This window comes from Streptomyces physcomitrii (assembly GCF_012273655.1).
In the GTDB taxonomy this organism is placed as follows: domain Bacteria; phylum Actinomycetota; class Actinomycetes; order Streptomycetales; family Streptomycetaceae; genus Streptomyces; species Streptomyces physcomitrii.
In genome coordinates this window covers 354,662-378,953 of record NZ_JAAWWP010000001.1, presented here as the reverse complement: position 1 = coordinate 378,953, position 24,292 = coordinate 354,662, and the positions used below count along the sequence as shown (strand labels likewise).

The 24,292-nt window shown below is 71.2% G+C and carries 17 protein-coding genes; 6 read left to right on the top strand and 11 right to left on the bottom strand.

What is annotated here, in order from left to right:
• The first annotated feature begins 174 nt into the window (after positions 1 to 174).
• From HFV08_RS01600 to HFV08_RS01585, 4 genes are all read left to right on the top strand, one after another.
• A complete protein-coding gene (locus HFV08_RS01600; RefSeq protein ID WP_040248736.1) occupies positions 175 to 555 on the top strand; it encodes a YybH family protein in 381 nt (126 codons plus the stop codon).
• Positions 556 to 629: 74 nt separating this feature from the next.
• On the top strand, positions 630 to 2,078 hold the full coding sequence (locus HFV08_RS01595) for a flavin monoamine oxidase family protein (RefSeq protein WP_168535033.1): 1,449 nt from the start codon (positions 630 to 632) through the stop codon (positions 2,076 to 2,078).
• 89 nt (positions 2,079 to 2,167) lie between these two features.
• Positions 2,168 to 2,593, top strand: a complete 426-nt coding sequence (locus HFV08_RS01590; RefSeq protein WP_168535031.1) for a YybH family protein — start codon at positions 2,168 to 2,170, stop codon at positions 2,591 to 2,593.
• 223 nt (positions 2,594 to 2,816) lie between these two features.
• Positions 2,817 to 3,992, top strand: coding sequence for an acyl-CoA dehydrogenase family protein (locus tag HFV08_RS01585; protein ID WP_168535029.1), 1,176 nt, complete (start codon positions 2,817 to 2,819; stop codon positions 3,990 to 3,992).
• A gap of 105 nt (positions 3,993 to 4,097) precedes the next feature.
• Here the strand turns inward: HFV08_RS01585 and HFV08_RS01580 are convergent, their stop codons facing one another.
• Together HFV08_RS01580 and HFV08_RS01575 are read right to left on the bottom strand one after the other, a co-directional pair.
• The gene (locus tag HFV08_RS01580; RefSeq protein ID WP_168535027.1) at positions 4,098 to 4,988 is read right to left on the bottom strand and encodes an NAD(P)-dependent oxidoreductase; all 891 of its coding nucleotides are present in this window, start codon (positions 4,986 to 4,988) and stop codon (positions 4,098 to 4,100) included.
• A 112-nt stretch (positions 4,989 to 5,100) separates the two neighbouring features.
• Positions 5,101 to 5,652: a flavin reductase family protein gene (locus tag HFV08_RS01575; RefSeq protein WP_168535025.1), complete on the bottom strand. Its 552-nt coding sequence runs from the start codon at positions 5,650 to 5,652 to the stop codon at positions 5,101 to 5,103.
• 194 nt (positions 5,653 to 5,846) lie between these two features.
• On the opposite strand from HFV08_RS01575, the gene HFV08_RS01570 reads away from it, so the two are divergent.
• Positions 5,847 to 7,451, top strand: coding sequence for an aspartate aminotransferase family protein (locus HFV08_RS01570; RefSeq protein ID WP_168535023.1), 1,605 nt, complete (start codon positions 5,847 to 5,849; stop codon positions 7,449 to 7,451).
• Positions 7,452 to 7,665: 214 nt separating this feature from the next.
• Positions 7,666 to 9,933 (top strand): ATP-binding protein, encoded by a 2,268-nt coding sequence (locus tag HFV08_RS01565; RefSeq protein WP_168535021.1) that lies wholly within the window; start codon positions 7,666 to 7,668, stop codon positions 9,931 to 9,933.
• A gap of 181 nt (positions 9,934 to 10,114) precedes the next feature.
• On the opposite strand, the gene HFV08_RS01560 is transcribed toward HFV08_RS01565, so the two are convergent.
• From HFV08_RS01560 to typA, 9 genes are all read right to left on the bottom strand, one after another.
• Positions 10,115 to 10,510 (bottom strand): hypothetical protein, encoded by a 396-nt coding sequence (locus HFV08_RS01560; protein WP_168535019.1) that lies wholly within the window; start codon positions 10,508 to 10,510, stop codon positions 10,115 to 10,117.
• Positions 10,511 to 10,802: 292 nt separating this feature from the next.
• On the bottom strand, positions 10,803 to 13,586 hold the full coding sequence (locus tag HFV08_RS01555) for a BTAD domain-containing putative transcriptional regulator (RefSeq protein WP_168535017.1): 2,784 nt from the start codon (positions 13,584 to 13,586) through the stop codon (positions 10,803 to 10,805).
• Positions 13,587 to 14,080: 494 nt separating this feature from the next.
• Positions 14,081 to 14,692 carry an NADPH-dependent FMN reductase gene (locus HFV08_RS01550; protein ID WP_040248758.1) on the bottom strand — a complete coding sequence of 204 codons (612 nt, stop codon included), beginning with the start codon at positions 14,690 to 14,692 and terminating at the stop codon, positions 14,081 to 14,083.
• A gap of 213 nt (positions 14,693 to 14,905) precedes the next feature.
• On the bottom strand, positions 14,906 to 16,069 hold the full coding sequence (locus HFV08_RS01545) for an ABC transporter ATP-binding protein (protein WP_168535015.1): 1,164 nt from the start codon (positions 16,067 to 16,069) through the stop codon (positions 14,906 to 14,908).
• Between the two features lie 26 nt (positions 16,070 to 16,095).
• Positions 16,096 to 17,157: an ABC transporter ATP-binding protein gene (locus HFV08_RS01540; protein WP_168535013.1), complete on the bottom strand. Its 1,062-nt coding sequence runs from the start codon at positions 17,155 to 17,157 to the stop codon at positions 16,096 to 16,098.
• Between the two features lie 10 nt (positions 17,158 to 17,167).
• Entirely contained in the window at positions 17,168 to 18,145 is a 978-nt protein-coding gene (locus HFV08_RS01535; protein WP_168535011.1) for an ABC transporter permease, read from the bottom strand.
• A 101-nt stretch (positions 18,146 to 18,246) separates the two neighbouring features.
• Positions 18,247 to 20,040 (bottom strand): ABC transporter substrate-binding protein, encoded by a 1,794-nt coding sequence (locus HFV08_RS01530; protein ID WP_168535009.1) that lies wholly within the window; start codon positions 20,038 to 20,040, stop codon positions 18,247 to 18,249.
• Positions 20,041 to 20,140: 100 nt separating this feature from the next.
• Positions 20,141 to 21,166: an ABC transporter permease gene (locus HFV08_RS01525; RefSeq protein ID WP_168535007.1), complete on the bottom strand. Its 1,026-nt coding sequence runs from the start codon at positions 21,164 to 21,166 to the stop codon at positions 20,141 to 20,143.
• 979 nt (positions 21,167 to 22,145) lie between these two features.
• A complete protein-coding gene (gene typA / locus HFV08_RS01520) occupies positions 22,146 to 24,062 on the bottom strand; it encodes a translational GTPase TypA (RefSeq protein ID WP_168535005.1) in 1,917 nt (638 codons plus the stop codon).
• Positions 24,063 to 24,292: the final 230 nt, after the last annotated feature.

The window sequence follows — 24,292 nt, the reverse complement described above, 5'->3', positions numbered from 1 at the left end:
AGGCGTTTCTCTTGCACACCCCAGCGTCCGGCCTTTGAACGGTAATTGGAGAGCACTCTCCGCGGAGAGCATCCAATTACCGTGCGATGGATGGGGTGTTGCACCGCACCGAATAGCGTTCGCCTCGGAATTCCGACCGACACCAGAGCAGCAGAAGGCAGGTTGAGGCCACCCATGTCACAGCTCATCGAGAGCCTTGAAAAGCACACCGATCTTTATGTCGAGGCGTTCAACGCGGGCGACTTCGACGCACTCGACGCCTTCTACACCGAAGAGGCGGTCGCCGTCTGGGAGCCGGGCAAGCCGCTCACCGGCGAGGCCCGCCGGGAGTACCAGCGGGCCTTCCTGGCGAGCAAGCCGAAGATCACCGCCAAGCAGCGCCAGCGGTTCGTCACCGGTGACACCGCGCTGCTGATCGTCGACTGGGTGATCGACACCGTCGACGAGCAGGGCGAGCCCGAGCGACTGGAGGGCATCGGCGTCGACGTACTGCGCCTGGGCGAGGACGGCATCTGGCGCTACGCCGTCGACGACCCGTACGGCCAGAAGGACTGAGCGGCCCGGCCGCCCACCCCGCGCATCCCCCTCCCCCACAGTCACCCGTCGTCGCAGAGATCCGGAAGAAGCACATGAACACCCAGCACGGCACGCACCCGGAGGCGGTGGGGACCCGTCGGCCCAGCCGGCGGACCCTGCTCAAGGCGGCGGGTGCCACGGCGCTGGCCGCGGGACCGGCGGCGGCCGGGAGCGCGGCGGCCGCGGCACCGGCCGGGGACCGCGGCGCCGAGGAGGAGTACGACGTCCTCGTCGTCGGCGCCGGTTATACGGGCGTCACGGCGGCGCGGGAACTGCGCGCCCGGGGCAAGCGGGTCCTCGTCCTGGAGGCCCGCGACCGGATCGGCGGCCGCACCTGGGGGACCGCTTTCGCCGGGCACCAGGTGGAGATGGGCGGCACCTGGGTCGAGCCCGCGCAGCCGCACATCGGCGCGGAGCTGAAGCGCTACGGCATCGCCCTGGAGGAGGAGCAGCCGGTCGACCGGGTGTTCCTGCCGACCCCCGAGGGCCCGCGGGAGTTCACTCCCGAGGACGGCTTCGGACGGATCGGCACCCTCCTTGAGCGGCTGTTCGAAGGGTCCGAGGAATACTTCCCCAAGCCCTTCGAGCCGCTGCACCGCGCGGATCTGCTCCAGCACCTCGACACCCTGTCGCTGCGCGACCGGCTGGACGGACTCGGCCTGACCGAGGCCGAGGAGCTGCTGATCAACGGGCAGACCTCGGTCTACTCGGGCGGCTCCAGCAGCCGGGGCGCCCTGACCATGCTGGCGCACTGGTGGTCGCTGGCCGGCTGGAGCAACGAGGGGTGGAACGACACCCAGCGCTACCGCATGAAGACCGGCACGGCCGGCCTGCTGCACCGCATGCTCGACGAGGCGCAGCCCACCGTGCGTCTGAACTCCCCGGTCACCTCGGTCACCGACACCGGGACCGGGGTGCATGTCACCCTGCGCACGGGCGAGCGGTTCAGCGCCCCGCACGCGGTGGTGACGGTGCCGGTCAACGTCCTGTCCACCATCGCCTTCTCACCCGCGCTGCCCGCCGCGCTCACCACGGCGGCGAGCCAGGGCATCGCCGTCCCGAACGCCACCAAGCTCTACATCCACGCCCGGGGGAGCGCCGCCGGCCGCTTCTACGGGCAGGGCGCCGAGGGCGGCACCGCGATACCGATGATGATGCCGTTCGAGGAGACCCCCGAGGGCCTGCTCTACATGGCCTTCAGCACCGACACCGCCCTCGATCCGACCGACCCGGCGCAGGTCGCCCAGGCCGTGCGCGCACTCGGCGCGGAGCTGGACGTCCTCGGTGTGCACGCGCACGACTGGGGCCGGGACCCGTACGCGCGCGGCGGCTGGGCCTTCCGGCGGCCGCGCCAGCTCACCTCGCTGTACCCGGCCGTCCACGAGCCCAGCGGGCGGCTGTTCTTCGCCAGCGGCGATCTCGCCGACGGCTGGTCCGGCTTCCTCGACGGAGCGGTCGAGTCCGGGCTGCGCGCGGCCGCACAGGTCGCCGCGGCACGGTGAGCGGCCCCCTCTCCCCTGCCGGCGGCAGCACTTCCTGACGCACCTCCCAACCGACAAGTCCTCTTCACGGAAAGGCGGGCCGGATCACCATGGCCTACAACTTCAGCGTCGACTTCGACCCGGCGAAGCCGGACCTCACCGACGACACCGAGATCCAGAACGAGGTCTTCCTGCAGGCCTTCAACACCGGCGACGGCGCGGTGTTCGACAGCCTCTACCGGGAGGACTCCATCTCGAACTTCTCCGGTGAGCCGCTGACCGGCGCCGACCGGCTGACCTTCTTCAAGGAGTTCCTGAGCGCCAAGCCCTCGCTGCACGCCGCCGTGACGCACTCCTATGTCGCCGGTGACGTGGCCCTGGTCGGCGTCGAGTACTCCATCGACACCACGGGGCCCGACGGGGAGCCGGTCCACCTCGAAGGCGTCTGCACGGATGTGCTGCGGCGCGGCGACGACGGCCGGTGGCTGATGGCGATCGATCGTCCGGTGGCCTCCTCGGGTCTCGTGGCCGACTGATCGCGGCCGGGTGCGGGAGATCCCGGGAGCGGGGTCTCCCGCACCCTCCGGCGACCGCTTCGGCGGCCTTCCGGAATGCGGCGCCAACTCGGCAGTAATTCCCCGGTAATCACCGGGGAACCGTCCCGATGACCGGCGGGAGAACACGGGTTTCCCGGGGTTGAATTACGGACCGCAGCGCAGGACATGAGCGCGGTTTCGCACGCGAGGAAAGAGAAGGTTCATGGCCACCCGAGAAGAGCTTGACGCGGTACTGGACGGCGTACGGAGTGCCGTTCCCGTACTGCGCCGCAATGGAAAGCAGAGCGAGGAGCGGCGCTGGATCGTCGAGGAGAACATCCAGCTCCTGGAGAAGGCGGGCGTGTTCCGTGCGGCCGTGCCGCGCAAGTACGGCGGGCTCGACCTGGACGCCGCCCAGCAGGCGGAGGTGATCTCCGAGGTGGCCCGCGGCTGCCCCTCCACGGGCTGGCTGACCATGGTGTGGCTGACCAGCGCCTGGGCCGGGACCCTCTACCCGGACGAGACCCAGGACGAGCTGTTCGCCTCGGGCTCCACCCGGGTGTCGATCGTCTTCGCGCCGACGGGCACCCTGAAGCGGGTCGGCGGCGGCTACCGGCTCAACGGCACCTGGCGCTTCAACTCCGGTGTCCGCGGCGCCGATTGGGACATGCTCGCGGCGGCCGTGGAGCGGGAGGACGGCGAGCACGAGGAGCTGGTCGCCCTGGTGCCCACCACCGACCTCGCCGTCGCGGACGACTGGCATGTCTCCGCGGGGGCCGGCACCGGCAGCTCCACGGTCACCGCCACCGATCTGTTCGTCCCCGCCCACCGCACCGTCGCCCTGGAGGAGGCGATGGTCAGCGGCACCGGCCGACGCTCCAACACCGGTGCCACCGGCCGTAATTACGGCCTGCTCGGCTACATCCTGTCCTCGGTGGCCGCGGCGCTGACCGGCATCGCCCGGGGCGCCCACGAACTGTTTCTGGAGCGGCTGCCGGGACGCGGCATCACCTACACGGACTGGACCGAGCAGCGGCTGCACCCGGTCACCCAGCAGCATGTCGCCACGGCCGCCAACAAGATCGACGCGGCGATCGCCCTGTCGGGGCAGTGGCTGGAGGTCCTGCAGCGGGCCGCGGACGCCGGTGAGCAGCCGACCGACGAGCAGAAGGCGGTCATCCGCGGCCAGACGGCCTACGCGGGGCAGCTCGCCAAGGAGGCCGTCGAGCTGCTCTACAGCGAGAGCGGCGGCTCGGTCATCCGCTCCGATGTGGACCTGCAGCGCTTCCACCGCGACATCCAGGGCTTCTCGCTGCACGCGCTGGTCCAGCTCGGCGCCAACCTGGAGGTGCAGGGCCGCGTCCTGATGGGCCTGGAGCCGGGCACGTACTTCCTCTGAACTCCCCGCCGCAGGGGGCGTGTTCAGAGTCCCCTCGCGCGGACGCCGGGCCCGGACCGTGAGACGGTCCGGGCCCGGCGCGTGGGTGCGGCGGCGGCGCGGGGGCTACTTCCGCGGGGTGCGGAACAGCTCGCTCATGCTGGCGTAGCTGTTCTGGCCGAAGCCCTCGGCGACGGTGCGCTCCATGAGTCCGTGCACAAAGCGCGGCAGTTCGGCGTTGACGCCCTGGGCCTCGCTCTCGTGGAGCAGGTGCTGTACGGCGCCCAGGTGCACCTCCATGGTGGCGTCGTTGGCCGGGAAGGCACCGTCCTTCCGGTCGATCTGGGCCGCGTAGTCGGTGGCGAACAGCTTGACCGTGTCGATCCACCTGAGCGCCAGCGGCAGGAAGTCGGCGGCCTTGACCTCGGCGGTGGACAGCAGCGCGGCGCCCTGGAGGAAGCTGTTCAGGGTGCCCCACATGACGCCGAGCAGCGAGACGTCGTAGAGGGCGGACAGGGCGTGGTCCTCACCGAGGTGGGTGGTGCCGCCGCCGAGCAGGCGCAGGGTGTCGCCGTGCCGGTCGTAGGCCTCCCGGGGCCCGCTGTAGAAGACCACCGACTCGGGGGCGCCGACGGCCGCGGGCACCGTCATGATGGCGGCGTCCAGATAGCTGAAGCCCACCTCCTCGGCCCAGGCGGCGTTCTCCCTGGCCTGGTCCGAGGAGCCGGAGGTCAGATTGGCCACCACCCGGCCCGCGAGGGAGCCGGCGACCGGGTCGAGCACGGCGTGCACCGCGTCGTTGTCGAGCAGGCAGACCACGAGCAGCTCGCTCGCGGCCACCGCCTCGGCCGGGGTGTCCGCGAGCACCGCGCCCTGCTCCACCACGGCGGCGGCCTTGTCCGCCGAACGGTTCCAGACGGTGGTCGGATGCCCCGCCGCGACGAACGCGGAGGCAAGTGCCTGTCCCATCAGCCCCAGGCCGATGACTGTTACCGGGGTACGGTCGGTGCCCGCCATGGAAACTCCATTTGCTCTCGCTTCTCGGTCTGGCAGAGCCCATTAGACCAAGCGGCACCGCGATCGCTCCGCAGCCGCGGAATCCGCCGGTAATCGACGGGTAATCACCGGGTCACCCCCGGGGAACCTCCGGCTTTCCGAACTTGCCGTCGACAAAGAGCAGACCACTTCCGGCCGGGTTCCGGTGCGCCCCGATCACGGTGCCGATGAAGATGGTGTGATCGCCGAAGGAATGGGCGGCCGACAGTTCGCATTCCAGCCAGCCGAGCGAGCCGCCGAGCAGCGGGGCGCCGGTCAGCTCGCCCGGCCGCCAGGCGACCTGCTCGAACTGCGCGGCCCCGAGAACGCGCTTCTTGTCTGCGAAATGGCGTGCGAGCGACTCCTGTTCGGTGCCGAGTATGTTGACGGCGAAGCGTCCGGCCGAGGTCAGCGCCCCGTGCATGACGGCGGAGTGACCGACGCCGCACAGCACCGAGGCCGGCTCCAGGGAGACCGAGCTGAAGGCGTTGGCGGTCATGGCGTGCGGGTGCTCCCCGCCGACCGTGAGCACCGTGACGCCGGTGGCGAAGCGGGCCATCACCTCCCTCAGTTCGGCGGGCTTCACCGGCTCGCGCGCGGCGGCGTTCGCGGAGTCGGAATCGATTTCAGCGGGCGCGGAATTCATGCGGAATTCTCCGATCTATTTCGCGGGCGCGCGCTCAGAGGTGCCAGCCGCGCGGAAGAGCGATCTTCCTCAACCTACCGCCGCCTTTCCGGGCCCTACCCATCTTCCGGTAACCGCCTTTTCCCGCGTACGGGCCCTTCGCCCATGAACCTCCAGTGACCCGGTATTGACCACGGTGCAGCAATCTGTGCGCCATGGAGACCAAGAACTCTGCATCTGACGCACCGGAACTCGCCGAGCCGTACCTCCGCGCCGTCCTGGACACCGCGGGACTCGCCGTCGAGTACGTACGCGCCGAGGGCAACACCCTGTTCCAGCGAGGCGAGGACGGCGGCGAAATCCCGGTCGCCGACTTCGCCGGGGGCTACGGTTCCGTGCTGCTCGGGCACAACCACCCCGCGATCGTCGCCCGGGCCCGGGAACTGCTCGCCGCGGGCTCCCCCGTGCACGCGCAGTTCTCCCGGCACCCGTACGCCAATGAACTGGCGGCAGAGCTCAACCGGATCATCCACCGTGAACTCGGCGACCAGGAGCCCTATTTCGCGATCTTCGCGAACACCGGGGCGGAGGCCGTCGAGGCCGCGATCAAACACGCCGAGCTGGACCGGGGCATGCGCGTGGCCGCGCTCGGCGCGCGGGTGGCCGAGGAGATCGGGGCGGCGCGCGCGGCCGTGGCCGAGGGAACGGCGGCCCTCTCCGCGCGGACCCGGGCGCGGTTCGGCGCGGCGGCCGGGGAGGGGCGGCCCGCGGCCCTGGAGGCCGTGCTGGCCGGGCTGGAGCGCGCCAACGCCGGACAGCTCGAACGGCCCCCGCTCTTCCTCGCCCTGGAGCGGGGCTTCCACGGCAAGCTCGGCACCAGCGTGCAGCTCACCCACAACGAGCACTACCGCACGCCCTTCAAGTCCCTCGGCGCCCAGGCCCGGTTCGTCCCGCACGGCAGGCCGGACGTGCTCAAGGAGGTCTACGCGCAGGAGCGGGGCGTACTGCTCTCCCTGGAGCTGACGGACGGTCAGGTCGAGGTGGTGGAGCGCGAGTTCCCGGTCTTCTGCGCCTTCCTCGTCGAGCCGGTGCAGGGCGAGGGCGGGATCCATGTGCTCGGCGCGGAGTTCGCGCAGGAGATCCAGCGGTTCTGCGCGGAGATCGACTGCCCGGTCGTCGTCGACGAGATCCAGAGCGGCATGGGCCGCACCGGCGCGCTGCTCTCCTCCTCCCAGGTGGGACTGCGCGGCGACTACTACACCCTGGCCAAGGCGCTGGGCGGCGGGATCGCGAAGACCTCGGTGATGCTGGTGCGCGAGGCGCGCTACCGCCGCGAGTTCGAGATCGTGCACAGCTCCACCTTCGCCAAGGACAGCTTCTCCTGCGAGATCGCGCGCACCGTCCTCGCGCTCCTGGAGGCGGACGGCCAGGCGGCCTACCGCCGGGCCACCGAACGCGGCCGGGCGCTGCGGGCCGAACTGGAGTCCGTACAGGCGGAGTTCCCGGACCAGGTCCTCGCCGTACGCGGCAGGGGGCTGATGCTCGGCATGGAGTTCCGGGACCAGTCCCAGGCGGATTCGGAGATCCTGCGGGAGCTCGCCACCAGCGGACTCTTCGGCTACTTCCTGGCCGGACTGCTGCTGCGCGAGTACCGGGTACGGACCTTCCCGACCGCCAGCGCGGTGAACACCCTGCGGTTCGAACCCTCGCTCCAGCTCGCCGACGACGAGATCGCCCTGCTCGGGGCGGGACTGCGCGAACTGTGCCGGGTGCTGCGCGCCCAGGACGGAGCGCGGCTCACCGTCCCGGCCGCCCCCTGACCCCACCCCGGCCGGCACGTCCCCGTCCTCCCCGTCCGCCGCCCGCTTGTTCCGTACCGCCTGCTCTACGCGCGTTTCCCCCGCACGCGCCCCCCGGGGCGGCTCCGGCCGCCCCGGGGATGTCACACCGCTCGAACCGCGGCCCTCGGGGCGCGGGTCCTGGCAACCGTCACACGTGGTCAGCGAACTGGCCGAAGCCGATGCGGGGGGATACATGGAATTCCGGCTCCTGGGACCACTGGAAGTGGAGGACGGGCGCGGCCTGGTGACGCTCGGCGGCACCCGGCAGCGCGCCGCCCTGGCCTTCCTGCTGCTGCACACCAACCAGGTGGTGCCGACCAGCCAGCTCCTGAACGCCATGTATCCCGTCGACGGGGTGCCGCTGACCGCGCGCAAGATCCTGCAGAACGCCGTCTGGCGGCTGCGCAGGATGCTCGGCCGCAGGACCGGCACCGGCGAGGCCGCCGAGCTGCTGACCCGGCCGCCCGGCTACATGGTGCGGGTGCCCGCCGAACACGTGGACCTGCTCCGCTTCCAGCAGTTGGCCTCCCGCGGCCGGGCCGCCCTCTCGGCGGGTGACGCGCGCGCGGCGGGGGCGATCCTGCGCGAGGCGCTCGGCATGTGGCGCGGGCCCGCCCTCGCCGATCTCGCCGAAGAGGGCCTGCTCTGGCCGGAGTTGACCGCCCTGGAGCAGAAGCGCCTGGACCTGACGGAGGATCACTTCGAGGCCGAACTCGTCTGCGGGGCACACCAGTCGGCGCTGCGGGACCTGGAGGCCTTCGTCGCCGCCGAGCCGCTGCGCGAACGGGCCGCCCAGCAGCTGATGCTCGCCCTCTACCGCTCCGGGCGCCAGGCCGACGCGCTCGGGGTCTATGCGCGTACCCGTGCGGCCCTGGTGGAGGGGCTAGGCCTGGAGCCCGGCCGCCAGATGCAGCGCTTGCAGCAGTCCATCCTCGGCCACGACCCGGACCTCGACCTCGCCCCGGAGCCCGCCCCGGCGGCGGAGACCCCCCTCTGGCAGGGCCTGCCCGCCCCGGCACCGGCGGCGTCCCGCGCCTGGTCCCCCACGCCTCAGAACCAAGTCCCGCCAGCCGCACGGGAGTTCACGGCACCGGAACCGCCCGCGCCGCACGGGCGGGTCACCGGGGCGGCCGGGGAACCCCGGGAGAGCGGGGCCCCGGCCCCGCAGGTCCAGGCGAACCGGCACAGCAGCGTGCTGATGCTGCGCTTCGGTCTCGGCCCCGAGTTCGACGACCTCCCGGCCGAGGACATCGACCGGGCGCTCGACACCGTCTGCGAGCTCGCCCGCGAGGAGATCACCCGGGCGGGCGGCCAGGCCGCGGCCTCGGTCGGCTCGGTCCTGCTCGGCCTCTTCGAGCCCGACCCCTCGCGGCCGGACAGCGCGGACCGAGCGGTGCGCACCGGCGCCGCCGTACGCGACTGCCTCACCATCCCCGCGGGGCCGCTCACCCCGCCGGCACCGGCGGTCGGCGGACTCTCCGTGCACGCCGCGGTGGCCACCGGGGCCGAGGTGGTCTGCCACTGGCCCGACGCGCGGTCCGGCTCCTGCGGGCAGCCCTGGATAGGCGGCGAGACGGTGGACCTCTGCGAGACCATGCTCCTCGGGACGCCGCCCGGGGAGATCCACGTCTGCGACGAGACCCGCCGCCGCACCGAGTGCCGCATCACCTACCACCGGCTCCCGGGCGCCCCCGCGAAGTGGCAGGTCCGTACGGTCCCCGAGCGGGCGGAGGGCTGCGCCTCGGCCGCCGACGAGCGGGAGTGCGAACTCGCCCTGATGACCGCCCTCCTGGGCCGCACGGCGAGCCGCTCGGCCGCCCATATGATCACCGTCCTCGGCGACTCCGGGCTCGGCAGGACCCGGCTGCTCATGGAGTTCCAGCGGCGGATCACGGCCGGGGGCCCGGACGGGCTCAAGGTGCTCACGGGCGCCGTCTCCGGCTCCGGCGACCCGCTCTCCGCACCGGCCGAGATGCTCGCCGGGTACTGCGGGGTCACCGACCAGGACAGCGCGGACGGCGCGTACCGCAAGGTCGCCGGATCGCTGACGGAGCTGACCGGACAGGCGCGCGGAGCCGGTCCCGACCCGCTGCTGGCCGCGCTCGGCCCGCTGGTGACCGGCGGGCGCCCGCCGAGGACGGCCGCGGAGACCCGCCGGATCCTCGCCGCCTGGCGGGAGTTCGTGACCCGGGCCGCGCACGCCCAGCCCCTCGTCCTGGTCTGGGACGACCTGCACCGGGCCGAGGAGGCGCTGCTGGACACCGTCGAGCAGCTCCCCGGTTCCTGCTCCGGCGCGCCCTTCCTCAACGTGGTCGGCGCCCATCTCGCCCTGGTCAGCCGCCGGCCCGCCTGGTCCGGCGGCCACCAGCACGCCATGACCCTGCGGCTCACACCGAGGACCGGGGACGCCCTCGACCAGCTCCTGCGGGACCTGTTCACACCGCAGGGCAGGCCGGTCTGAGCACTGGGGCCTTCCTCTCGGATCGGGATCGGGTTCCTCGGACCGGGATCGGGTCCCTCGGATCGGGATCGGGTCGGGCTGGATCGGGGAGTCAAGCTCGACCCAGTCCGGCCCAGCCCGATCCGGTCGGGCCCAGTCCGGCCCAGTCCGATCCAGCCCGATCCGGCAGAAGGCCTGGCCGTCAGACGCCCTGCTGGACCAGCAGATGGGCCCGCAGTGCTCGGGTCGCCTCGGTCAGGGCGCGCAGGGCCTCGGCACCGGCCGGGTGGCCCGGCGGCAGGGTGGCGACCGCCGTTTCGAGGAGCCTGCTGGAGGCGACGATCTGCTCGTAGGCGGGCTCCGCGGCGGTGCGCGCGGGGCCGGGACCGGTCTGCCGCGGGGCCGCCGCCGGGAGCCGGGGCCCGGCCGCCGGGTCTGCGGGCCGGGCGGCCGGGCGGAATCCGGTGAGCACCGAGCGCCGCAGTCCGGCGTCCAGGGCCTCGGCGAACCTTCTGCCGACCAGTTCGGTGTAGGTGAGCGCGGATTCGGGAGTGACCTGCGAACCCGGGTCCGGTACGAGAGCGGGAGAGTCATCCATACCGGACAGCGAACCAAGTCCCTCACTCAGCCGCGCCATTCGGCGGTCACTGCCGGACCGGTCCGCGGTCATCACCGGGCCGGACCCGCGTCCGCACCCGCACCCGCACCCGCACCCGCCCGACGCCTGCCTCTGCCCCTGCCCAGCCCGGACCCGTTGCCGCTCTCCCGGCGGATCCCCGCCCCGGCACAGCGGGACGGGGGCCGCCGTCTCACGGCAGCCCCCGTCCTGGGCCAGGTGCGGAGCCGCAGGGCCTCGGCGGGCGCCCCGAGTCCCCTTGCGGGCGCCGCTCTCAGGCCCGGGTGACCTCCGGGTCCCGGGCGGTCAGGGTCAGTTCCCCGTCGGGCCCCCGGCCCCGGGCGGGCTCCAGGGTCAGGGTGACGCCGTGCCGCAGCCCGCAGCCCCACAGGGGGCGCCGCTCCAAGAGCTCGGGGCGGGCCGAGACGACCAGGAACAGCGGTACGTCCCGGGCCGTCGCCGCCAGCCGCTCCACGCTGTCCAGGACGGCGTCGGGCACCCCATGCGCGTCGTCCAGGAAGACCACCACCGGCTGCTCCCGGGCGAGCAGCAGCAGCGAACCGCACCAGGCGTCCACGAGTTCGCGGGAGATGCCGCCGCGGGCGCCGGTACCGCCGTACGGGAAACGCAGTCGCGTCAGCAGCCGCTCGGCGGTCTCGCCCCGGCCCGCGACCCGCCGTACGGCCTCGTGCAGCCGGTAGTCGGAGGAGCCGTCGGGGGCCGGGGCGAGGACGGCGCCGCTGTCCCCCGCGCGGGCGCCCGGGGCGGTGGGGCCGAGGCGGACCACGAGCAGCGGCTCGGCGGCGATGCTCTGCGCCAGCTCCACGAGGAACCGGGTCTTGCCGGCGCCCGGGTCGCCGAGCAGGGTGACCAGATGCGGCGCCGCGTGGCGGCGTGAACGCTCCAACAGGCTCTGGAGCAGGGTGAGTTCGAAGGAGTGCCGGGAGGGCTCGGCGCGCCGCGGCGCCGGCATGCCGCCCAGCGGATACATGCCGTCGAGGCGCAGCACCCCGTCCCGCCCCACCGGGTGCGTGAGCACGGTGTGCCGGGTCGGCCCGAGCGCGGCGCGGGCCGCCTCCCCGCAGAGATGGATCTCGCCCTGCGGCACCTCGGTGAGCAGTGCGCGGGCCTGGTCGACCAGGCGCCCCGAGACGGAGGCGCCCCGCGCCGGGTGCCGGGCGTCGATCCGGACCACCGCGTCCCCCGCGGTCACCACCAGGTGGCAGGTGGCACCGGGGAAGGCCGCGAGCCGCTCCCGTACGGCGAGCGAGGCGCGGAGGGCGTCCAGCGAGGAGGCGGCCCGGTCCGGGCCGAAGAGGGCCACGCAGACATGGCCGACCGAGCCCGCCATGGTGCCGCCGAACTCCCGTACGCAGGAGGCGACCGCGCGTACCGTCTCGTGCGGCGAGAGCGGCCCCGCCGCCTCCCCCGGCGACTTCGCCGGGACGGCGGCGGCCCGCGCCCGCACCAACAGCACCGCGACCGCGCGCCGTTCGGCCGCCGGTCCCCGGGCGCCCTCCCCGGCCGCGGCCCCGGCGGGCACGCTCCCCCGGGCCGTGGGCGGCCGGTCCCGCAGGGCGGCGGACGGGCCCGGGAGGCTCCCGGGACGCGCGGCCGACTGCGGGCCGGTCTCCTGCCGCGGGCCGGTCCCCTGCTGCCCGGCCACCGTGCGGGCGGCCACCGTGCCGGAGGCGCCCCCCTCGGCTCGGGCACCGGTCGTCGGAGCGCCTTCGCCACGGGAATCCGCAGGGAAGTCTTCGGTACGGGAACCCGCAAGGAAGTCTTCCGTACGGGAACCCGCGGGTAAGTCTTCCGTACGAGAATCGGCGGGGGCGGCGCCGATACGGGAATCCGCGGGAGCACTCCCCGTACGGAAGCCCTCGGGGCCGCCCTCGTCGTGGAAACCTGCCTGAGCCCGCTCGGTACGGAGATCCACCGGAGCCCGCTCGGCGCGGGGATCCACCGCGGCCCCCTCGGCGCGGGGATCCACCGGAGCACTCTCCGCACGGGGACCCACCGGACCCCCCTCCGCGCGGAAACCCGCCCGCGCGCCCCCGGCGCGCGAATCCGCCGCCTCGGCACGGAAACCCGCCGCGGCGCCCGCCGTTCGGAAACCGGCCAAGGCTCCTTCGGCACCCGCCCCGCCCGGGCCGTCCTCCGGCGGCCCCGCCTGAGCGGCGGCCCGTCCGGTGCCGTTCACCCGCTCCTCCCGGGCCGGAGCCTGCGAGGTCCCGCCGCCCTGCGGCTGCGAGGTCCCGGCGCTCGCGGGCGCGGGCGGCGACGGGGGCACCCCGGGGGCGAGCGAGGCGTCGTGGGTGAGGATGTTCTGCTGGAGCAGCTGCAGCTCGCGCGAGGGCTCCAGGCCGTACTCCTCGACGAGGGCCTGCCGCACCCGGCTGAAGACGCTCAGCGCCTCGGCCTGCCGCCCGCAGCGGTACAGGGCCAGCATCAGCTGGCCGCACAGCCGCTCGCGCAGCGGCTCCTCGTCGGCCAGCGAGACGAGTTCGCCGAGGATCGAATGGTGCTGCCCGCTGCGGAGTTCGGCCTCGAAGCGGTCCTCCAGCACGTCCAGGCGCAGCTGGCGCAGGGCGGTCAGCTCCGGCCAGTCGATGCCCTCCTCCGCGAGGTCGGAGAGGGCGGGGCCGTGCCACTCGCCGAGCGCCTGCGCCAGGAACCGGGCGGCCTCGCCGAAGTCGCCGGCGCCGATCCGGCGGCGGCCCTCGGCCACCCGCCGGTGGAAGCGGTGCACATCGATCCGGTCGGGGTCCACCCGCAGCACGTATCCCGGTGTCTGGGTGAGCAGTTCGGCCGCCGCGGGACCCTGGGCCGGGCCCGCGAGCAGTGCCCGCAGGCCCCAGACCGCGTTCTGCACGATCTTCCGCGCGGTGGCCGGGCGCTGCTCCTCGGGCCACAGGGCGGTCAGCAGCTCGCTCGTCGCCACCACCCGGTTCGCGCGGAGCAGCAGGAGGCCGAGTACGGCGCGCTGCTTGAATCCCCCCAGCGGCAGGCTGCGTCCCCCCGCGGTAGCGGCCAGCGGACCAAGAACTCTGAATTCCACGTCATCCCCCATGAAGTGTCTCAGCCGGACGAGGCCCTCGCGCCCGGACGGGGCGAGTGCCGATGGTCGGTTGGTGCGCTTTCGGGTACGTGCCGGACGGCGTCGTCCGGCGCGGTGGACCGCTCCCTTCGGTCGGGCGACCGGGACTCGCGCGGCAGGCCGCCGCCCGGCGCGGGAGCGGGACCGCCGCCGGACGCCGCGGGAGGGGGCCGGGCCCCGTTCCCGCCGCCGGAGGTGCCGGGGAGTGCCCGCGGCTCCGGTGCGCTCTTCTCGCCGGGCGTGCGGGGTGCCCGCGCCTCAGCCGGGTCCGGCGTGCTCCGCGGACCCGGTGGCGGCACCTCGGTCAGCCGCTCCCCCGGTCGCCCGGGGCCATGGTCCCGGCGGCCGTGCCCCGGGGCGGCCGGGCGCTCGGCGGAACGGCGGCCGTACACCCGGGCAGACGCGGGTGGATCCCCAGGGCGCTGGTCGTGGCGGCAGTTGGCGTGGACAAGCTCTCAGTCCTCCAATCCGGAGTGCTTCGTGCTCTCGTACGGTTCGCGTGCGCGTGCCTCCCGCAGGGCGCGGGCCCACCAGCCGAGCCGGTCCAGCATGTGCAGGGCGCCCTCGCGGCCCTCGGCGGGGTCGAGGGCCTGTCCGCCCGCGTGGTCCTCGCCCGGACACTCCGGGAAGCTGACCGTCTCCCGCACCGTCACGGCGTCCACCTCGGCGAAGACCTGCCGCAACTGGGAGACCGCGCAGTGCCCGCCCGAGGCGCCCCCGAAGGACAGGAAGGCGACGGGTTTCGCCTGCCACTCCCGGTCGTACCAGTCGATCGTGTTCTTCAGCGAGGCCGGATAGCTGTGCCGGTACTCCGTCGTCACCACGGCGAAGGCGTCCGCGGCGTCCAGCCAGGGTGCGAGGTCGCGCACCGCGGAGGGCCGGGAGACGACCGTGTCCGCGGTCGCCAGATCCGGCAGCCAGGCCGTGGCGAGGTCGATCACGTCGACCTCGAAGTCCGCCCCGGAACGGGCGTGCGCGGCCAGCCACTCCGCGGCGGTCAGGCCGAAGCGCCCCTGCCTGGTGGCGCCGACGAGGATCACCAGGCGCAGCCGGTCGCGGTCGTCCATCGATCCTCCTCGGGGCCTGCCGTCACCAGTGGGCCCACAGGGACACCGATCACTGTGCGGTATGCCCCTTCGGAAGCGCTTCGGGAATCTTTAGGGTCTGCTTCAGAAGGATCTCGGCGGGACACAAGGGCCTGCTCACGGGCGCGCGCACGCCGAAGGGCCCGTGGCAGGCGGATGCCTTCCACGGGCCCTTCGGGGCGGGCGGGGGCCCGTTCAGCCCTGGGACTTACCGGTCTCCTGGCCCTCGGCGGCGGCCTGGTGGGCCTCCTCCAGGGCGGCCAGCGCCGGGTCCATGACGATCTCCTTGTCCCGCTCGACCGTGGGGTCCTCGGGGAAATGGCAGGCCGTCAGGTGGCCCTGGCGGTTGCCCTCGATGTGCACCAGCGGGGGCTCCTCGGTCGCGCACTTGTCCTGGGCCTTCCAGCAGCGGGTGCGGAAGCGGCAGCCGGACGGCGGCGAGATCGGCGAGGGCACGTCGCCCTCCAGGCGGATGCGCTCCTTCTTGTCCGCGTCGATGTCCGCGTCCGGCACGGCCGAGAGCAGCGCGTGCGTGTACGGGTGGCGCGGGCGGGTGTAGAGCGAGTCCCGGTCGGCGATCTCCACGATCTTGCCCAGGTACATCACCGCGACGCGCTGCGAGAAGTGGCGTACCACCGCGAGGTCGTGGGCGATGAAGACGAAGGCGATGCCCATCTCCCGCTGGACCTCCTGGAGCAGGTTCACGACCTGCGCCTGGATGGAGACGTCCAGCGCGGACACCGGCTCGTCCGCGATGATCAGCTTCGGCTGGAGGGCGACCGCGCGGGCCACCCCGATGCGCTGGCGCTGACCGCCGGAGAACTCGTGCGGGAAGCGGTTGTAGTGCTCCGGGTTGAGGCCGACGATCTCCAGGAGCTCGCGGACCCGGGCCTCGCGGCCGCCGGGCGGGTCGATGTCGTTGATCTCCATCGGCCCGGAGATGATCTTGCCGACCGTCTGCCGCGGGTTCAGCGAGGCGTACGGGTCCTGGAAGATCATCTGGATCTCGGACCGGATCGGCGCCATCTGCCGGCGGTTGGCCTTGGAGATGTCCTTGCCGCGGTAGGAGATGGTGCCCGCGCTCGGCTCGTGGAGCCGGGTGAGCAGGCGGCCGGTGGTCGACTTCCCGCAGCCCGACTCGCCGACGAGGCCGAGGCTCTCGCCCGCGAACACGTCGAAGTCGAGCCCGTCGACGGCCTTGACGGCGCCGACGGTGCGCTTGATCGGGAAGCCGCCCTTGATCGGGAAGTGCTTCTTCAGGCCGCGGACGCTCATCAGCGGCGTACCGGACTCCGCGGCGTCGCGCGGCTCGGGCACCGTGGCGGCGACCGCCGTCGGTGTGGTGGATTTCTCGGTCATGGTCCTCGTCCCCAGTCGCTGGTCGGTCAGCCCAGCCGGGGCTGAATCGTCTCGATGTACACCTGCTGCTTCTGCTCCGCCGACAGGTGGCAGGCGGCCGCGCGTCCGGTCGGCAGGACGGGGCGTTCCGTCGCACAGGCGTCGCCCGGCACCTTGTCGGTGAAGGCGCAGCGCGGGTGGAAGGCGCAGCCGGTGGGCGGGTTGAGCAGCGAGGGCGGCGAGCCGGGGATGGGCAGCAGCGGTTCGTCCACGTCGCCGGAGAGCCGCGGCATCGAGCCGAGCAGACCCCAGGTGTACGGGTGCTGCGGGGCCTTGAGGACCTCGCGCACCGAACCGCGCTCCACGGCGCGGCCCGCGTACATCACCAGGATGTCGTCGGCCATGTTGGCGACGACGCCCAGGTCGTGCGTGATCATGACGATCGCGGAGCCGAACTCCTGCTGGAGGTCCTTGAGCAGGTCGAGGATCTGCGCCTGCACGGTGACGTCGAGCGCGGTGGTCGGCTCGTCCGCGATGAGCAGCGAGGGGTTGCAGACCAGCGACATGGCGATCATGGCGCGCTGGCGCATACCGCCGGAGAACTGGTGCGGATAGTCGTCGACCCGCTGCTTGGCGTGCGGGATGCCGACCTTGGTCAGCATCTCGATGGCGCGGTCGCGGGCCTCCTTCTTGCTCGCGCCGGTGTGTTTGCGGAAGGGCTCGGAGATCTGCCGGCCGACCGTGTAGTACGGCGAGAGCGCGGTCAGCGAGTCCTGGAAGATCATCGCCATCTTGTTGCCGCGGAGCCGTTCCATCTCCGACTCGGTGGCGTTGACCAGTTCCTTGCCGTCGAGCAGGATCTCGCCGTCGATGCTGGTCGACTTCTTGTTGTGCAGTCCGAGGATGGACAGGTTGGTCACGGACTTGCCGGAGCCGGACTCGCCGACGATGCCCAGCGTCTGGCCGCGCTCCAGGTCGAAGGAGAGCCCGTCGACGGCCTTGACGATGCCGTCCTCGGTGGTGAAGTGGACGAAGAGGTCGCGCACGGAGAGGAAGGAGTCCGACCCCGTCGTGGCCGGGGAGCCCTCGGTCTTGGTGAGTGTGGTCACGGTCGGTCTCCTAGGACAGGCGCACGCGCGGGTCGATCACGGCGTAGAGCGCGTCCACGATGATGTTGCAGACGATGATGAAGGCCGCGCTGACGAGCATGACGCCCATGGTCAGCGGGAGGTCCTTGAAGTTGACGGAGTCGATCGCGAGGCGTCCGATCCCGGAGAGCCCGAAGGTGAGTTCGGTGACCATGCCGCCGCCGAGCAGGGCGGAGATGTCCATGCCGAGGATGGTGACGATCGGGATCAGCGAGCCCCGCCAGGCGTAGCGGAAGAAGACGTACCGCTTGGGCATGCCCTTGGCTCTGGCGGCCCGTACGTGCTCCTCCTGGAGCTGCTCGATCATCGTCGAGCGCGACATACGGGTGTAGTTGGCGGTGAAGATCACCGACATCACGACCCAGGGGATCAGCAGGCCCATGAACCATGCCGCCGCGTCGTCGGTGAAGGGCACGTACTTGGGCTTGTCCAGCCAGCCGGTGCTGTAGACGAACAGGCCGAGGCAGACCGGGCCGAGGAAGTAGATCTGCATCGAGCTGAGGACCAGCGAGGCGGAGGAGAAGCCCTTGTCCAGCCAGGTGCCGCGCTTCGCGGCGGCGAGCAGACCGGTGCCGAGTCCGACGAAGAGGAAGACGACGAGTCCGCCGATGGTCAGCGAGAGCGTGGTCGGGAAGCGGTCGACGATCGTGTCCCAGACCATCTCGTCGGTACGGAAGGAGACGCCGAAGCAGGGGGCCGAGCAGTGGCCGACCGCGAAGTCGCGGCCCTGGAAGATGCCGATCAGGAAGTTCCAGTACTGCACCGGTACCGGATCGTCGAGGCCCAGGTTCTTGTGGATGATCGCCAGCGCGTCCGGTGTGCAGTTCTTGCCGCACGCCAGCATCGCCGGGTCCTGGGGGATGGCGAAGAACATGAAGAACGTGAAGGCGCTGATCAACAAGAGGATCAGGCTGGCGCCGAGCGTCCGGCGAAGAAGAAATCGAAGCATGGCAGATCGCTGCTCTCAGGACGGCGGCGGATCGAGGGGAGTGGCAGGTCCGGTCCCGGGGGCGTGCGCTCCGCCGCGCACACGCCCCCGGGACCCGGTCCTTACTTCTTCAGGTACACCCGGGTGACGTCGGTGTAGCTGGTGGTGGTCGAGTAGCGCAGGCCACCGACGTTGGAACCGGCGATCTGGAAGACCTTCGAGTTGTACACCGGGGAGGCCGGGTTGACCTTCGTGATGATGTACTCGTTCAGCTCACCCCACGCCTTGGCGGCGTCCTTGGGGTCGGTGATCTTCTGGATCCGCACGATCTCCGCGTTCACGTGCTTGTCGTTGATGTGCGAGTAGTTCGAGGCACCGTCCTGGATCTGGGTGCCGTCGTACACCGGCGGGATCACCGTGCTGGCGGAGGCCCAGTCCTGGCCCCAGCCGGTCAGGTAGATGTCGTAGTCGTTCTTGACCTTGCCGACCTGCTCGTAGAAGGTCGCGGAGTCGATCTGCTTCTTCTGCGGGCTCAGACCGATCTTCTTCAGGGCGTTCTCGATGAGGACGGCCTGCTCCTGGCGGTTCTGCTCGCTGCCGTGCGCGAAGACGACCTTCTTGCCCTTGGCGCCGGCCTCTTCGACGAGCTTCTTGGCCTTGGCGATGTCGCCGTTCGGCTTCGACTTCCGGTTGAACGGGTCGAAGGCGTCGTCGTAGCCCGGGGTGGTCGGCGAGAGCAGGTTGTTCGCGACCTCACCGCCGTAGGCGCCACCGTCGGCCTTGAAGACCGCGTCGGCGGGCATCGCGTAGGAGATGGCGTCACGCAGCTTCTTGTCCTTCACCCGGTCCAGGTTGAAGTTCAGCTGCCACACGTACGGGGCGTAGCCCTGGATGGTGCGCTTCATGGCCGCGGAGTCGCCGAGGACCTTGCGCAGCTGCGTGGTGGAGACCTGACCGGTGAACATGACCGCGTCCTTGGCCTCACCGCGGTCGGCGAGGATGGTCTTGGTCTGGTCGTCGTCGTTGTGGTTGAACTCGATGTCGAAGCCGTCGACGTACGCGTGGCGCATGGCGTCGGTCTTCGGGTCCCAGTTCGGGTTCTTGACGAGCTTCATGCTCTTGCCCGGCTTGTAGTCCGCGATCTTGTACGGACCGAGCGCGACCGGGGCCTTGTCGTACTTCTTCTTCGTGTCCGTGGCCTTGGGCACGATGTTGTAGCCGACCATCGCCAGCGCCTGCGGGAGGTCCGGCTTGGCCTCCTTGAACTTGAAGATGACGGTCTTCTTGTCCGGGGTCTCCAGGACCGAGTCGGGCAGGTGCTTGCCCTTCGAGGGACCCGCGTAGGCCTTGCGGTAGCTGGTGCCCGAACCGGACAGCCACTGCTGGATGTAGCTCGGGCCGTCGGTGATGTACGTGTCGTACATCCGCTCGATGGTGTGGCGGACGTCGGCCGAGTCGATGACGTGGCCCTTCTCGTCCTTGACGCCGTCCTTGAGCGTGTACTTCCAGGTCTTGCCGCCGTCCGTGGTGGTACCGGAGTCCGTGGCGAGGTCGCCGACGACGGTCTGGTTGCCCTTCTCGTTCTCCTTGTTCGTGGTCAGACCACGGAAGAGGAGCTTGCCGAGCATGCCCGCGTCGGAGACGTAGATCTGGCCCGGGTCGAGGTGCGAGAAGTCGGTGGCGTTGTACACCTTCATGGTGCCGCCGGGCTTCGCGCCGGGAACCGGCTCGGCCGGCCCGGTGGACGCCTTCGCGTCGCCGAGCTGGACGGAGACCGCCTGGGCCGCGGCGTCCTTCTTCTGCTTGCTGTTGTCCTTGGACTTGCCGCTGCCGCCGCCGCAACCGGTGAGCGCAAGGGCGCCCGCGGTCACCGCCACGACCGCGGCCTGAGCCGAGCGTGATCGGAAGATGCTCATGGAGTTCAGTCCACCTGCCTGTGAGTAGTGATGGGTGCTGCCTGGCACATCCGGTGTCAGCCGGCGCCCGGGTGTGGCAGCGGCCCCCCTCGTGTGGGGGTCAGCGCCCCGTCTTGGGATCGAAGGCATCCCGTACGGAGTCACCGAGGAGGTTGAACGCCACGACGAAGACGACCATGGCGACACCCGGGAAGAGCATGAAGGTCGGGTCCTGCTCGTAGATGTCGGAGCCGGTGGCGAACATGCGCCCCCAGTCCGGGGTGGTCGCGTCGTAGCCGACGCCCACGAACGAGAGGAAGGCGACCGAGAGGATGGTGCTGGGAAGCATGTAGGTGCCCTGGACCAGGATCGGCGTGACCAGGTTGGGCAGCAGTTCCTTGCGGATGATCCGCCAGGGGGAGGCGCCCGCGACCTTCGCCGCCTCGACGAACTCCCGCTCACGCAGGGAGAGGGTCACGGCGCGGATCAGCCGGGCGAGGCCCATCCAGCCGAGGAACCAGAGCACGCCCATGATGGCGCAGGCCTTGACGTAGGTCGGGGTGGCCTCGTCCGGGGCGACGAAGATGGTCGTGATGACCGGCATCGAGGCCACGAAGAAGAGCTGGCTCGGGAAGGCGAGCAGGAAGTCGGTGATCCGGCCGAGCCAGTAGTCGACCTTGCCGCCCATGTAGCCGCCGACGATGCCGATGAGGACACCGGTGAGCACCATGAGCAGGGTGGCGAGCAGGGCCGTGTACAGCGAGGTCCGCATGCCGTAGATGAGCTGGGTGAAGACGTCGCGGCCGAGCTTGGGCTCGATGCCGAACCAGAAGTCCCCGGAGATACCGCCGTTGGCCCCGGCAGGGAAGTTGAACTCGTCGAAGAGCGTCGGGTCGTCCTGCGCGTAGAGGGTGTACGGGTTCTTGCCGTACACCTTCGCGATCAAGGGAGCGGCCGCGGCGACCACGAAGAAGAAGACGACTATGCAGGCCGATATGACGCCGGCCTTGTCCCGCTTGAAGCGGCGCCACATCAGCTGGCCGGGCGAGCGCCCTTCCAGCTTCTTCTCCTCCGGAGCGGCCTTCGGATCGGGGGCCTTGTCCAAGACAGGGGTCTCGGTGCCCTTGATCTCGATTGGACTCGTCATGATTCGTCCATTTCACAGGTATCGGTGGCCGACAGCCGAAGCGGCGCCCCCGGACGGGGACTTCGCCTGACAGCTGGCCGTCGCACGGTCTCCACGAACACCGCCTGGGTACGGGAGTACGGCGCCGGGCGGCCGGAGAGCACGAGTGCGGGCTTCCGGCCCGGCATGCAGGTCTGGGCTACTACAGGGGGATGCCGGTCCGGCCGGAGACACCGCTCCTCAGTTCACCGGCCGCAGCGCTGGGCCCGTGGGCCCGGATGGCGTGCATCTGGGGTGACGCGACCCATCTGGTGCGTGTGGCACCGCGCATGGGGTCCTCCTCATGAGTCCACTCGTCCACTACGAAGGAGGGCACAGGAGGATTCACCGCCACCCCTGACGGCCAAGTCCGTGTGCCCCAGTGTGCTCGTGAGCCCGCGCTCCCCACAGCGCGTAAACCCATTGACCCGAGCTCTACGCGGACAACTATCAGCCATGGGGTTCTGCCCGACCACCGTCTTTTGGTCTCGATTCGATCACACCTCTCCCTCACTTCTTCCGAAATCCGGACAAAGCGATCCTAGATAGATGCTCGCGAAACGGACTTGTTACCTATCTATCGGTCAACAACGTCCGCATAACGGACCCTTGGACCAGAGAATTCGCTTGCGCCGGGCGCCCCGGCATGACGCCCCCTCCGGGGCCCGCCGGACCGCTCGTCCGGGGCCGCGCCGAAGACCGTGCACGCGTGCGCTCGGCACCCGCACATCGTGGGCTCGCCCCTGGAGGGTATCCAATGAGCTCCGCGCGTAGAACAGCATCCTGACAGCAGCTTGTTACAGCGGTGCGTCACGATCCCGAAAAGTATCCGGCAAAACTTTGGGAAAACCGGACCGGGCCCGTATCCCCCGTGCGGCAGGGGATACGGGCCCGGTCCTGAGGCTCAAGTGGCGGGCGGCCAGGGGCAGTTGAGAGCCGCCCAGAGGCCGCCTGCGGCGCCTCAGCCGTGCTTGGCGCGGGAGGCGGCGCGGGCGCGCTCGCGGGCGTCCAGGTTCACCTTGCGGATGCGGACGGCCTCCGGGGTGACCTCGACGCACTCGTCGTCGCGGCAGAACTCCAGGGACTGCTCCAGGGAGAGCTTGCGCGGCGGCACGATCGACTCCGCGACATCGGCCGTGGAGGAGCGCATGTTGGTGAGCTTCTTCTCCTTGGTGATGTTCACGTCCATGTCGTCCGAGCGGGAGTTCTCGCCGACGATCATGCCCTCGTAGACCTCGGTGCCGGGCTCGGTGAAGAGCACCCCGCGCTCCTGCAGGTTGGTCATCGCGAAGGCGGTCACCGCGCCCGAACGGTCCGCCACCAGCGAGCCGTTGTTCCGGGTCGTCAGGGTGCCGAACCACGGCTCGTGCCCCTCGTGGATCGAGTGCCCGATGCCGGTGCCGCGGGTGCTGGTGAGGAACTCCGTACGGAAGCCGATCAGGCCGCGCGAGGGCACCACGAACTCCATGCGCACCCAGCCGGAGCCGTGGTTGGACATGTTGTCCATCCGGCCCTTGCGGACGCCCATCAGCTGCGTGACCGCGCCCATGTGCTCCTCGGGCACGTCGATCGTCATGCGCTCGACCGGCTCGTGCACCTTGCCGTCGATCTCCTTGGTGACCACCTGCGGCTTGCCGATGGTCAGCTCGAAGCCCTCCCGGCGCATGGTCTCCACCAGGATGGCGAGCGCCAGCTCACCGCGGCCCTGCACCTCCCAGGCGTCGGGGCGCTCGGTGTCCAGGACCCGCAGCGAGACATTGCCGACCAGCTCGCGGTCGAGGCGGTCCTTCACCTGGCGGGCGGTGACCTTGCGGTCCTTGACGGCGGACTTGGCGTCCGCGCCCTTTCCGGTGCCGCCGCGGCCGACCAGCGGCGAGGTGTTGGTGCCGATGACCATGGAGATCGCGGGCTCGTCGACCGTGATCAGCGGCAGCGCGACCGGGTTCTCGGGGTCGGCGAGGGTCTCGCCGATCATGATGTCCGGGATACCGGCGACCGCGCAGATGTCACCGGGGCCCGCCATCTCCGCGGGCTTGCGGGTGAGCGCCTCGGTCATCATCAGCTCGCTGATGCGGACGTTGGCGATGGTGCCGTCCCGCTTGATCCAGGCGACGGTCTGGCCCTTGCGCAGCTCGCCCTGCTCGACGCGGAGCAGCGCGATACGGCCGAGGAAGTTGTCCGCGTCCAGGTTGGTCACATGCGCCTGGAGCGGGGCGCCCTCCTCGTAGGAGGGAGCCGGGACGCTCTCCAGGAGCGTGGTGAAGAAAGGTTCCAGGCTGTCGCTGTCGGCCGGGACGGTGCCGTCCTCCGGCTTGGTCAGCGAGGCGACGCCGTCGCGCGCGCAGGCGTAGACGATCGGGAACTCGATCTGGTCCTCGTCGGCGTCCAGGTCGAGGAAGAGGTCGTAGGCCTCGTTGACGACCTCGTCGATACGCGAGTCCGGGCGGTCCGTCTTGTTGATGCACAGGATGACGGGCAGCCGGGCCTGGAGCGCCTTGCGCAGCACGAAGCGGGTCTGCGGCAGCGGGCCCTCGGAGGCGTCGACCAGGAGGACCACGGCGTCCACCATCGACAGGCCGCGCTCGACCTCACCGCCGAAGTCGGCGTGGCCGGGGGTGTCGATGATGTTGATGGTGATCGGGTCGCCGCCCGCCTTGGGGTGGTACTTCACCGCCGTGTTCTTGGCGAGGATCGTGATGCCCTTCTCACGCTCCAGGTCGTTCGAGTCCATGACCCGGTCGTCGACCGACTCGAGCTGGTGGGCCGCGAAGGCGCCGGCCTGCTTCAGCATGGCGTCGACGAGGGTGGTCTTGCCATGGTCGACATGGGCGACGATGGCGACATTGCGGATGTCGTGACGCTCAACAGTTGCAGCCATAACGTGCGGCGCTTCTCCCGGGATGAGTGGACGGCTGCGCGTACAGATCCGTACGCGGCCCTGCCGGGCTGGACACGCCACGGCCTCACCCCATCGTACGGGGCGCTGCGGGCACCGGCCTCCGCGGGGCAGGCGGAGCCCCCGGCGGACCGGTCGGGGCGCCGGGGGGACGGTGCTCTCGGGCACCGCCGCGGGGCGGTGCAGGGCGCCGGGGAGGCGCCGGGATGTCG

Excerpts from the sequence above, each read along its gene's own strand:
- HFV08_RS01550 (WP_040248758.1), bottom strand. The coding sequence starts at position 14,692 with ATGGACGACCGCGACCGGCTGCGCCTGGTGATCCTCGTCGGCGCCACC.
- HFV08_RS01575 (WP_168535025.1), bottom strand. The coding sequence starts at position 5,652 with ATGAATTCCGCGCCCGCTGAAATCGATTCCGACTCCGCGAACGCCGCC.
- HFV08_RS01560 (WP_168535019.1), bottom strand. The coding sequence starts at position 10,510 with ATGGATGACTCTCCCGCTCTCGTACCGGACCCGGGTTCGCAGGTCACT.
- HFV08_RS01530 (WP_168535009.1), bottom strand. The coding sequence starts at position 20,040 with ATGAGCATCTTCCGATCACGCTCGGCTCAGGCCGCGGTCGTGGCGGTG.
- HFV08_RS01535 (WP_168535011.1), bottom strand. The coding sequence starts at position 18,145 with ATGCTTCGATTTCTTCTTCGCCGGACGCTCGGCGCCAGCCTGATCCTC.
- HFV08_RS01585 (WP_168535029.1), top strand. The coding sequence starts at position 2,817 with ATGGCCACCCGAGAAGAGCTTGACGCGGTACTGGACGGCGTACGGAGT.
- HFV08_RS01545 (WP_168535015.1), bottom strand. The coding sequence starts at position 16,069 with ATGACCGAGAAATCCACCACACCGACGGCGGTCGCCGCCACGGTGCCC.
- typA (WP_168535005.1), bottom strand. The coding sequence starts at position 24,062 with ATGGCTGCAACTGTTGAGCGTCACGACATCCGCAATGTCGCCATCGTC.
- HFV08_RS01600 (WP_040248736.1), top strand. The coding sequence starts at position 175 with ATGTCACAGCTCATCGAGAGCCTTGAAAAGCACACCGATCTTTATGTC.
- HFV08_RS01570 (WP_168535023.1), top strand. The coding sequence starts at position 5,847 with ATGGAGACCAAGAACTCTGCATCTGACGCACCGGAACTCGCCGAGCCG.
- HFV08_RS01565 (WP_168535021.1), top strand. The coding sequence starts at position 7,666 with ATGGAATTCCGGCTCCTGGGACCACTGGAAGTGGAGGACGGGCGCGGC.
- HFV08_RS01580 (WP_168535027.1), bottom strand. The coding sequence starts at position 4,988 with ATGGCGGGCACCGACCGTACCCCGGTAACAGTCATCGGCCTGGGGCTG.
- HFV08_RS01525 (WP_168535007.1), bottom strand. The coding sequence starts at position 21,166 with ATGACGAGTCCAATCGAGATCAAGGGCACCGAGACCCCTGTCTTGGAC.
- HFV08_RS01590 (WP_168535031.1), top strand. The coding sequence starts at position 2,168 with ATGGCCTACAACTTCAGCGTCGACTTCGACCCGGCGAAGCCGGACCTC.
- HFV08_RS01595 (WP_168535033.1), top strand. The coding sequence starts at position 630 with ATGAACACCCAGCACGGCACGCACCCGGAGGCGGTGGGGACCCGTCGG.